This is a genomic window from Evansella sp. AB-P1, from assembly GCF_029688925.1.
Taxonomy (GTDB): Bacteria; Bacillota; Bacilli; order Bacillales; family Salisediminibacteriaceae; genus Evansella.
The window spans coordinates 55,381-65,555 of sequence record NZ_JARUKY010000024.1 but is presented as its reverse complement, the minus strand read 5'-3'; the positions used below and the strand labels follow the sequence as shown (position 1 = coordinate 65,555).

Below are 10,175 nucleotides of genomic sequence, written 5' to 3'. Positions count from 1 at the left end.
AAATTAGGTATATATAATCCAAATTTGCATTATGGTAAACTTCATGTAATGACATTGATAATGGAAGGAAGTATGAAATATGGTACAGCAACAAATTGGAGTTTTAGGTGTTGGTGTCATGGGAAAAAGTTTAGCACTTAATTTTGAAAGGAAAGGTTACGGGGTCTCCCTTTACGATATCTCAAAAGATAAAGTGAAAGAAATAATCAAATTAAATAATAATAAAAATATTCTTGGTACGTACAGCATCGAGGAATTTGTTCAATCATTAGAGAAGCCTCGTAAAATCGTGTTAATGGTACAAGCTGGTGAAATAACAGATAAAGCCATTGATACTCTAATTCCTTATTTATCAAAAAAAGATATAATTATTGATGGTGGAAATACATACTTTGTTGACACAGTAAGAAGAAATAAGAAGCTAGAAGAAATAGGGATCCATTTTATTGGTACTGGAGTATCTGGTGGAGAAGAAGGGGCATTAAAGGGTCCTTCCATCATGCCAGGTGGACAAGAAGAAGCTTATAAACTTATTGAAAACATGCTAAATGATATTTCTGCCAAAGTAAATGGTGACCCCTGCTGTACGTATATTGGACCAAATGGTGCAGGTCATTATGTAAAAATGGTTCATAACGGTATTGAATATGGTGATATGCAATTAATTTGTGAAGCCTATTTTATTATGAAAAAATTATTAAGACTAAATGAAAAGGAATTGCACAAAGTTTTTAGTGAATGGAATCAAGGAGAACTAAATAGTTATTTAATTGAAATTACTTCAGATATCTTTACAAAATATGATGATGAAACTGGGCTTCCAATTGTTGATGTCATTTTAGATACTGCAGGACAAAAAGGGACTGGAAAATGGACAAGTCAAAGCGCATTAGATTTAGGCGTCCCTTTACCTATTATCACTCAATCGGTTTTTAGTCGGTTTCTTTCAGCAATGAAAGAAGAACGAATTACTGCAAGTAAAGAAATGTCAATGTCCTTTGAGGAATTTAAAATTCCTAATAAAGAAAAATTTATTGAAAACTTAAGAAGAGCACTATATTTAAGTAAAATATGTTCGTACGCACAAGGATTTTCACAGCTAAAAGCTGCTTCAGAAGAATATAATTGGCATTTACAATATGGAGAAATTGCTAAGATTTTTCGAGGTGGTTGTATTATTAGAGCAGCCTTTTTACAAAATATCATGGATGCTTATGAACGAGAACCTCAGTTAAGTAACTTGCTTCTAGATCCTTATTTTAAAGAAATTTCGGAAACGTACCACCAGTCTTTACGTGAAATAACTTCAATAGCTATTCAAAACGGAATACCAGTACCTTCTTTTTCAGCAGCTGTTGCATATTTAGATAGCTATCGAACAGAAAGTTTACCCGCTAACCTTCTACAAGCTCAAAGGGACTATTTTGGTGCACATACATATCAACGTAATGACAAAGAAGGTACCTTCCATACAAATTGGCTAGAATAAAAAATGCAAGAGCAAAAATTATTTTACGAAAGTCTTCTATTTGATTGTAAGAAGGCTTTCTTTTTTTTAGCCTGAAGGACTCTTCAGATTACATTGGTACAGAAGAAACTGTAAATCCAACCAGCCTATTAAGAACAAAAAATAGCATACTTATATCATTTTTGGTTTTGATAAATTTCATTATATATATAAAAACCCATAAAATTGTTAGGATTTTTATCCTATTTTAAAAAAACCGAATAGTTTTTTACAAAAAAAGGGAGTTTTAGTGTCGTTTTTTATCAAATCGGTTGAAATCGATACAATATGGTAGCAATAAAAAAGATTTGTACCCCTCAGTTACTTGAGACTAACTTTATCCTAATATATTGCTAATAATCATTATTAAACAGATTTGATAAAATTCTCAGAAATTAATACCATTATTAATGTTAATGTTATATTTTTTACTAAACAGAAGGAGGCGATTTTTTATTTCTAACAAAAAATCATATTTAAATCGAGGTGGGATTTTCTAACATGACAAATCAAACACAAATGGTTGTTGATACACTTACAATTGGTACTCCTACAAAAGAAGATGGATCTGCTATGTGGGAATTAGTAAATGAATCTACACTCGATTTAAATTCTCCATATAAATACATTATGATGTGCGAATATTTCGCTGAAACTTGTGTAGTGGCAAAGGAGAAGGAGAAAGTAGTTGGGTTTATTACTGCATTTATTCCTCCCGAGAAAAAAGATGTCATCTTTATATGGCAAGTAGGTGTCCACTCTTCACAACGAGGTAAAGGAATCGCATCTAAAATGCTAAACGAATTACTAACAAGAAATTCTTGTAGTGATATAAAATACTTGGAAGCTACGATTACACCGTCAAACGTTGCTTCACAATCATTGTTTCAACGATTGGCTCGTGATCTTTCCACAGAATGTGAAGTTAGCGAATGCTTCTCTGAAGAACTGTTCCCAGGGGAGGGACATGAAGAAGAGTTAACATATCGTGTAGGACCTTTTTCCGAGTAAATCAATAAAATTAGAATGCTTTATAAAACAAATACGGAGGTATTATAAAAGATATGACAACGATAAATGATTTGAGCATCTTCGAAGAATTAGAATCTCAAGTTCGCAGTTATGTAAGAGGTTTTCCAACAGTTTTTACTAAAGCAAAAGGGTATAAAATGTGGGATGAAGCTGGAAAAGAGTATATTGACTTCTTCGCAGGTGCCGGTGCATTAAACTATGGGCATAATGATCCAAAAATGAAAAAGAAGCTAATTGAGTATATTATGAGTGATGGTATAACTCATTCCTTAGATATGGCAACAGATGCAAAGAGAGAGTTTATTAAAAAGTTTAATGACGTCATTTTAAAACCTAGAAATTTAGATTATAAAATCATGTTCCCGGGACCAACTGGAACAAATACAGTAGAAAGTGCATTAAAGCTAGCGAGAAAAGTAACTGGAAGAACAGATGTAATAAGCTTTACAAACGGCTTCCACGGTATGACAATCGGTTCACTTTCTGTTACTGGAAATGCATCAAAGCGAAAAGGTGCAGGTATTCCTTTAAACAACACAGTGACGATGCCTTTTGATAACTATTTAACAGAAGATATGGACACAATCGATTATTTAGAACGCTTCCTTGAGGATAATGGTAGTGGTGTTGATACTCCTGCAGCAATGATCGTTGAAACGGTTCAAGGTGAAGGTGGTATTAACGCTGCAAGGTTTGAATGGATCAAGAAAATTAATGAGGTATGTAAAAAATATGGTATCTTACTTATCATTGATGATGTTCAAGCAGGGGTAGGTCGTACTGGTACTTTCTTCTCCTTTGAGCAAGCAGGAATTAAACCAGATATCGTATGTTTATCTAAATCTATTGGTGGGTTTGGATTACCATTAGCCATTACGCTTTTCAAACCTGAATTTGACATTTGGGCACCTGGTGAGCATAACGGGACGTTCCGTGGAAATAACCACGCTTTTATTACAGCAACAGAATCCTTAACTTATTGGGAAGATGAAAGCTTTGAAAAGAGCATTCAAGAAAAATCCGAAAAGATTACTGAATTCTTAACTGCTATGGTAAATAAATATCCAGAATTAGAAGGAACTGTACGCGGTCGAGGCTTCATGCAAGGAATTGAATCTAATGTTGATGGATTAGCATCTAAAGTTGCAGAAGGCGCATTTGAAAGAGGCTTAATTATGGAAACTTCAGGTGTTAATGATCAAGTATTTAAGCTTTTCCCTCCGCTAACAATAGATGATAAGGGCTTAGAAAAAGGCTTCGATATTATAGAAAAAAGTATTAAAAACTTAATCACAGAAAAAGAATTAGTAGCTAATTAATCATTATTTAGGAGGCAAACAACATGAAAGTAGTCAAACTAGAGGATATTATTGGAACAGAACAAGAAATTGATGGTGGTAATTGGGTAAGCAGACGTCTATTATTAGCAAAGGACGGTATGGGCTACTCTGTTCATGATACAATTATCAAAGCTGGTACAGAAACTCATATTTGGTACCAAAATCATCTAGAAGCTGTCTATTGCATTGAGGGTGAAGGGGAAGTTGTAACATTAAAGGACAATAAAGTTCATAAAATTAAAGCTGGTACCCTTTATTCTTTAGATGAGCATGATGAACATTTACTACGTGGTAAAACAGATATGAGAATGGTATGTGTATTTAACCCACCTATTACAGGAAAAGAAGTACATGATGAAAATGGTGTGTACCCAATAGTTAAAGAGTAATAAGAATTCAGTGGCCTAGTTGAGTATTCTCACTAGGCCTTATTTATTCTTTGTTTACTAATTAAGTTTCAAGTAATAATACTCTGGCCGGAGATGCATCTGTACCTAATAATTTTAATGGAGCAGCAATCAACGTATATTCTCCACTAGCTACATCCTTCATACGGAGTCCTTCAATGATGATGACTTTATTTTCAAATAATATTTTATGTGTTGGATGACCTTGCTGTGAACGTTCAACACCTAATGAATCAATCCCCACACCTCTAACACCAATTTTTGTTAAGTATGCTGCCCCGTCCTCTGATAGATAAATAAAATCAAAATTAAACTCTTCATCAAAAGAGTTTTTCGTTTTAAATAATATAAAATCATGTTTATCTATTTTTAAGTTCTTTAAATCATTAGCGGTTATTCGATCCTCCACATTAGTAAGATCGAACACTTTACAAGGACCAACTAATGTATTGATGTCAATTGTTTCAAACGTATCCCCTTCTGGTATCATATGGAGTGGTGAGTCAATATGCGTACCAGTATGAACATCCAACTGGAGCCTTGATTCTGTAACGTATCCATTCGTTTCTGTGTTTAACTTCGGCTGTTTTTCAGCTTTATTTTTATATACTGGCATCCCTTCGTAAATAGCTGTACTAATATCAATTACTTTCATGGTATCACACCTCTTTTACTCATTTTCATTTGTACTAAATAACCACCATCGAAATCCGTCCTTCTCCAATAAATATTCAGATTCATTTGGTCCCATCGTACCTGCTTTATAATTTGGGAAGTTTCCCCTTGTTTCCTCCCAAGCAGTTGATATAGAGTCAATAAATTTCCAGGATAGTTCCACTTCATCCCAGTGGGTAAAATTTGTAGCATCTCCTAACATACAGTCATGTAATAATCTTTCATATGCTTCAGGAGTATTAAAGCTGTCAATACTATTATTGCTATAATCAAGCTGTACAGGGGTCGTTTCTCCAGAAGGACCTATTTTTTTACCGTTTAACATTAACGTAATTCCCTCATCTGGTTGTATATGAATGATCAATAAATTTGGATGACCAACTTCATTATCATGAAAGTAAAGGTTCATAGGTAACTCTTTGAATTGCACAACAATTTTTGTAGACTTAAAACTCAAACGCTTTCCAGTTCGAATGTAGAAAGGAACGCCTGCCCATCGATGATTATCTATAAAGATTTTACCAGCTACAAATGTTTCTGTATTTGAGCTAGGATCAACTTTATTCTCATTTCGATAACGAGGAACTACCTTCCCGTTCACTTTCCCTTCATCATATTGTCCCCTTACAAAATAACTATCTACATTATTAACACTTATATGACGTAATGCACGCAAAACTTTAATCTTTTCACTTCGTATTTCATCCGTTGTTAATCGTATCGGTGGATCCATAGCTAACAAAGAGACCATTTGCAAAATATGATTTTGTACCATATCCCTTAGGGCACCTGACGTTTCATAATAGCCACCCCGTTCCTCCACACCTAAGGTCTCACTAGAAGTAATTTGTACATTTGATATATATCTATTATTCCATAAAGGTTCAAATAGTACATTTGCAAATCGAATTACCTCAATATTTTGAACCATTTCCTTCCCTAGATAATGGTCAATTCGGTAGATTTCTTCTTCACTAAAAGCCTCTCTTATTTCTCTATTTAATTGTTGAGCAGAACGAAGGTCATGACCAAAGGGTTTTTCAATAACAAGCCTCGTCCATCCATTCGTATTGGTCAATCCATTTTCTTTTAATTTTGAAGCTATTGTCCCAAAAAATTCTGGTGCCATCGCTAAATAATTAATACGATTTTCTGGAATTTTGTATTTCTCTTCTAACTCTTTTAACAATGTATGTAAATTACTGTAGGAATAATCACTAGTAACGTCAAAGGTTAGATAATAAAAATGTTCGCAAAAATCAGTCATATCACTAGTAGTATTACCAAAAATATCAGTAATTGTATTACATACCATTTCCCTTATTATTTCATTTGTCCATTCCCTCCTTCCAATACCTACAACTGCGAAATGTTTTGAAAGTTTTCCTTTATTATATAAGTTATAAATAGAAGGGATTAATTTTCGTTTTGCTAGATCACCACTTATTCCAAATATAACAATTGTCGTTTTAGGTTCTAATACCATTGTCATTTTCGAAGGCCTCTCTTTAACTTTCTTTAATGTGAAATCAATAGTTATAGAGTATCCCCTCTTGAAAGTATTTATTTATTTTCATTATTGTTTGCTGAATTTTTTACACCTTCTTTACTGATACCCTAAAGACATTCCAATTTAACTTAAACAAAAAAGATGCCCACCTTCGGACATCTAAGTTAACTGTGCAATAAACAAAATAATTTACTTCGTATCTAATGGTTCAAGATTTGCTTCGATCTCTTCTCTTTCATTTTCAAAGTATGGTGGTAGAGCTAGTTTTCCACCTAATTGTTCAAAATCTTCATCAGATTCAAACCCAGGTCCATCCGTTGCCAATTCAAATAATATACCATTAGGTTCGCGGAAATATAAGGAACGAAAATAGTATCTTTCAACGAATCCTGAATTTGGGATGTTTAATTCGTTCAGTGTATTTACCCATTCATTTAGCTCTTTTTCATCTTCTACTCGAAAAGCTACGTGGTGCACACTCCCCCGACCAGCCCTTTCTCTCCTTTGATCTTTCATTTCAATTACATGTACCTCAGCCCCTGTTCCACCCTCAGCAGTTTCAAAAATATGAACATCACGTTCCACATTTTCCACATTTAGTTTATTTTCTCCAACTTTTTTAAATCCCAGAACAGAAGTTAGTATCTTTTCCGTATTTCCCAAGATAGACACGGTCAATGTAATAGGACCTAAGCCTACTATTCCATACTGAATAGGAATTGGACTTTTATCCCACGGCTTTCCACCAGAAACTCCTTCGTTATTCTCATCCGAAACTAAAGACAATCGTTGCCCTTCAAAATCTCTAAAAAAGATGGTAAGCCTACTATTATTACGTGAAATAGTATCATGCTCTACTCCAAACTCTTCAAACCTTTTTTTCCAAAACTGAATTGCTTCATCATTTGAAACTCGTAATGAAGTGTTTGAAATGCTATTTGTACCTGGATATGTTTTTCCAGCACGTGGAATTTCAAAGAATGTTAAATCTGTCCCTGGATTTCCCCGTTCATCCGCATAAAACAGATGGTACATGGATGTATCATCTTGATTTACTGTTTTCTTCACTAAACGCATACCTAATATTTCCGTATAAAAATGATAGTTTTCTTTTACATTTCCAGTAATAGCAGATACATGATGAATTCCCTTAATCAATTTTTGTACCATATCATTTCCTCCCACACTTCACTTTATTTATGTTTGTTACTAACTTTATTGTAGTGTCGAACTCCTTTATTGTAAAGTAAACAGAATTCCTCGAACAGAAAAGCTCATTCCTTTAGTTGCGGGAGTATCAGGCATATGAAATAATTTCTTTATAAATATCTCTTGGTCTTTCTTCTGTTATAAGATGGCCCGTGTTTTCATAGCTTATTATTTCTGCCTTAGGTAGATCCTTTGACAGTCGTAAGCCTAGTTCAAACGGTACTACCTTATCAGCCTCACCCCAAATTAATAAAGTTGGTACATTAATTTTCTTCAATTCTTGACTAGGCAAGTCCCCTTCTCTATGCCTTAATAATCGAACAAGAGAGCAATAAAAAGCCTTTTCTTTTAATGGTCTGGAAAATTCATGGATTAATTCATCATGTATATAGGATGAATTTGAAAACACATTATTCAATGTTTCATTTATATCTTTCTTCATGATCCACCTTCTTGCAAAAAATGTGAAAAAAGGTAAGTATGAACTATACCTTAAAGAATTCTTCGCTTTTTCCCTATATGCTGAGCTACATAATAGAACCATTTTCTTTATCAATTCGGGATGCTTTTTTGCCAAATACAAAGAAATTTGACCTCCCATAGAATGTCCAACGAGAATGACGTCTTTAAAAGAAAAATAGTTAATACAGTCATATACAAGCGCTGCATAATTTTCAAAGGAATATACGAATACCTTAGATTTTTCACTTCGGCCAAAACCTGGTAGGTCAATAGCAACAACGGAAAAATGTTCTTTTAATAAAGGAATTAATCGTTTAAATGTATAAGTCGATGATACAAAACCATGTAATAAAATGATCGGAGGCTTATCATTTATAATGGATTCACAATAAATTTGCATCCCTTGCAGTGTAATGTACTCCTTCTTTATTTCTGCATGATTCATTTTTATCATGCACCCCCCTTTATTTTTGCTACATAAAAAATAAGTAATGCAAAAAGTAAATAAACATGTTAGTACTAAATATTTGCTTACTTTATTACGCCTAAGGGCAGCCCACGTCCTGTAGGCAACGGGTAATGTCACCGTCCTGGTTCCGGGGCACGGCCTCAACTTCCTACCACTTACTCGGTAAGTGGTAGGGGATTTCGACTCGTGCTGATCCCACTGGAGTCGCTGCCCTTCACTCCTGAAACGTTCTATTTTCAGTGTAGGATACGAAGTAACACATCCTTCACAAACTGCTTAAATTTTTACTATCAAAAGTATAGATTCAAAGACCCCGGGATCTTTTTTTAAAAGATAAATGGTACCCTTAGCTTAGTGTTATTTTCAGGTAGACAAAATAATTGACTACACAAATAAGTATGGTTAATATATCCATATTTAAAGATAATAATTCTCTATTAAAATTAAAAAAAACTACGGTTTATATTATCCGCAGCTTTCTTTATCTATATGAAAGAGTGTTTAATGGAGCTACATTTTCTCATTAAGTATATCAGTCATCCTTATTAATTTCTGTCCTAATATCTTTCTTCGAGATGTTATCAAACCATGTAGCTGGTTTCCCAAGCTTAGTTACCTTTTCCCACTGATCCAATAACCAATATCGATATAATCGTTCGCTTTTTAATTTACGTGGACGAGAGAATGGATCTGAAATTCCGTTTGCCATGATTGTTATTTTTAAATTAGAGCCAGAGGTATTCATTAAATAACTTCCTAGCTTAAAAATTTCCGCTTTATGGAATAGGTCATTTAACCTTAAATTTATTTGTCTGAATGCATTCATGTCTACATCCTGTGAATAACCAATATTAATTAAAAGTTGGTTACTTTCCGCAAAGTCTTCTGGAAGATAAGGTGCAGATATGACATATTTTAATGGTTCATCAAATGTATCCCCTTCAAATGTTCTTATAAAGAGGCAATCTTTATTATTTTTAACAAACGCCTTTATATCTTGAACATCAATATTAATATCACCTGTTTGGTTAAGCATTTCTCTAATTGCTTGTATCGGTCTTTGTTCAATTTGTTCAAAAAATATTTTTGCTTCTTTAATAGAAGTGTTTGAATCTAGCACTTCCATCATTCCATCACTATAAAAATAAAGAATTCCATCACAAATGTCCTTTAATTTGAAAAATTGGTGTATAGCTGCTTCCATCCGACTTTTCCCTTCAAAACGAAAGGGAAAGCGGAATATAATAAACAATAAGACATTCCTTTCTCGTAAATGATAAAGCTTCTTAATTAATGACTCTGTTTCACTTGGATTTCCCCCAGTAAATCTAAAAAAACAAATATTATCCTGTTCCATCGTGAGGAGGTATTCTAGTTCGTTATCACTTAACTCTTGTTTTATTTCATAGATTGTTATAGCATTATTCATTTCACTGTCCCCCTTCTTGCTCTTAATTATATAAAAGGGAATATAAAAAGCCTGTCATTTGCCGTCGTTATAAACACCAATATCTTTGTCATAATGTGCAAAAACTACTCAACTGCTTGTCTTTTTTGTATACTA

The 10,175-nt window shown here is 33.6% G+C and carries 9 protein-coding genes; 4 read left to right on the top strand and 5 right to left on the bottom strand.

Annotated elements, in window-relative coordinates:
- Positions 1-79 precede the first annotated feature (79 nt).
- The 4 genes from gndA to QA612_RS19780 all read left to right on the top strand — a co-directional run bounded on the left by gndA (position 80) and on the right by QA612_RS19780 (position 4,268).
- Positions 80-1,489: an NADP-dependent phosphogluconate dehydrogenase gene (gene gndA / locus QA612_RS19795; protein ID WP_278285562.1), complete on the top strand. Its 1,410-nt coding sequence runs from the start codon at positions 80-82 to the stop codon at positions 1,487-1,489.
- 519 nt (positions 1,490-2,008) lie between these two features.
- Positions 2,009-2,518: a diaminobutyrate acetyltransferase gene (gene ectA, locus QA612_RS19790; RefSeq protein ID WP_278285561.1), complete on the top strand. Its 510-nt coding sequence runs from the start codon at positions 2,009-2,011 to the stop codon at positions 2,516-2,518.
- A gap of 53 nt (positions 2,519-2,571) precedes the next feature.
- Complete coding sequence (ectB, locus tag QA612_RS19785) at positions 2,572-3,858, top strand: diaminobutyrate--2-oxoglutarate transaminase (protein ID WP_278285560.1); 1,287 nt, start codon at positions 2,572-2,574, stop codon at positions 3,856-3,858.
- Positions 3,859-3,881: 23 nt separating this feature from the next.
- Positions 3,882-4,268: an ectoine synthase gene (locus QA612_RS19780; protein ID WP_278285559.1), complete on the top strand. Its 387-nt coding sequence runs from the start codon at positions 3,882-3,884 to the stop codon at positions 4,266-4,268.
- 61 nt (positions 4,269-4,329) lie between these two features.
- Here QA612_RS19780 and QA612_RS19775 read toward each other — a convergent pair whose 3' ends face one another.
- From QA612_RS19775 to QA612_RS19755, 5 genes are all read right to left on the bottom strand, one after another.
- A complete protein-coding gene (locus tag QA612_RS19775) occupies positions 4,330-4,941 on the bottom strand; it encodes a cyclase family protein (RefSeq protein WP_278285558.1) in 612 nt (203 codons plus the stop codon).
- A gap of 15 nt (positions 4,942-4,956) precedes the next feature.
- Entirely contained in the window at positions 4,957-6,453 is a 1,497-nt protein-coding gene (zwf, locus tag QA612_RS19770; RefSeq protein WP_278285557.1) for a glucose-6-phosphate dehydrogenase, read from the bottom strand.
- Positions 6,454-6,660: 207 nt separating this feature from the next.
- Positions 6,661-7,641, bottom strand: coding sequence for a ring-cleaving dioxygenase (locus tag QA612_RS19765; RefSeq protein WP_278285556.1), 981 nt, complete (start codon positions 7,639-7,641; stop codon positions 6,661-6,663).
- A gap of 127 nt (positions 7,642-7,768) precedes the next feature.
- Positions 7,769-8,596: an alpha/beta fold hydrolase gene (locus tag QA612_RS19760; protein ID WP_278285555.1), complete on the bottom strand. Its 828-nt coding sequence runs from the start codon at positions 8,594-8,596 to the stop codon at positions 7,769-7,771.
- Between the two features lie 547 nt (positions 8,597-9,143).
- Positions 9,144-10,040: an FtsZ/tubulin family protein gene (locus tag QA612_RS19755; RefSeq protein WP_278285554.1), complete on the bottom strand. Its 897-nt coding sequence runs from the start codon at positions 10,038-10,040 to the stop codon at positions 9,144-9,146.
- Positions 10,041-10,175 lie beyond the last annotated feature (135 nt).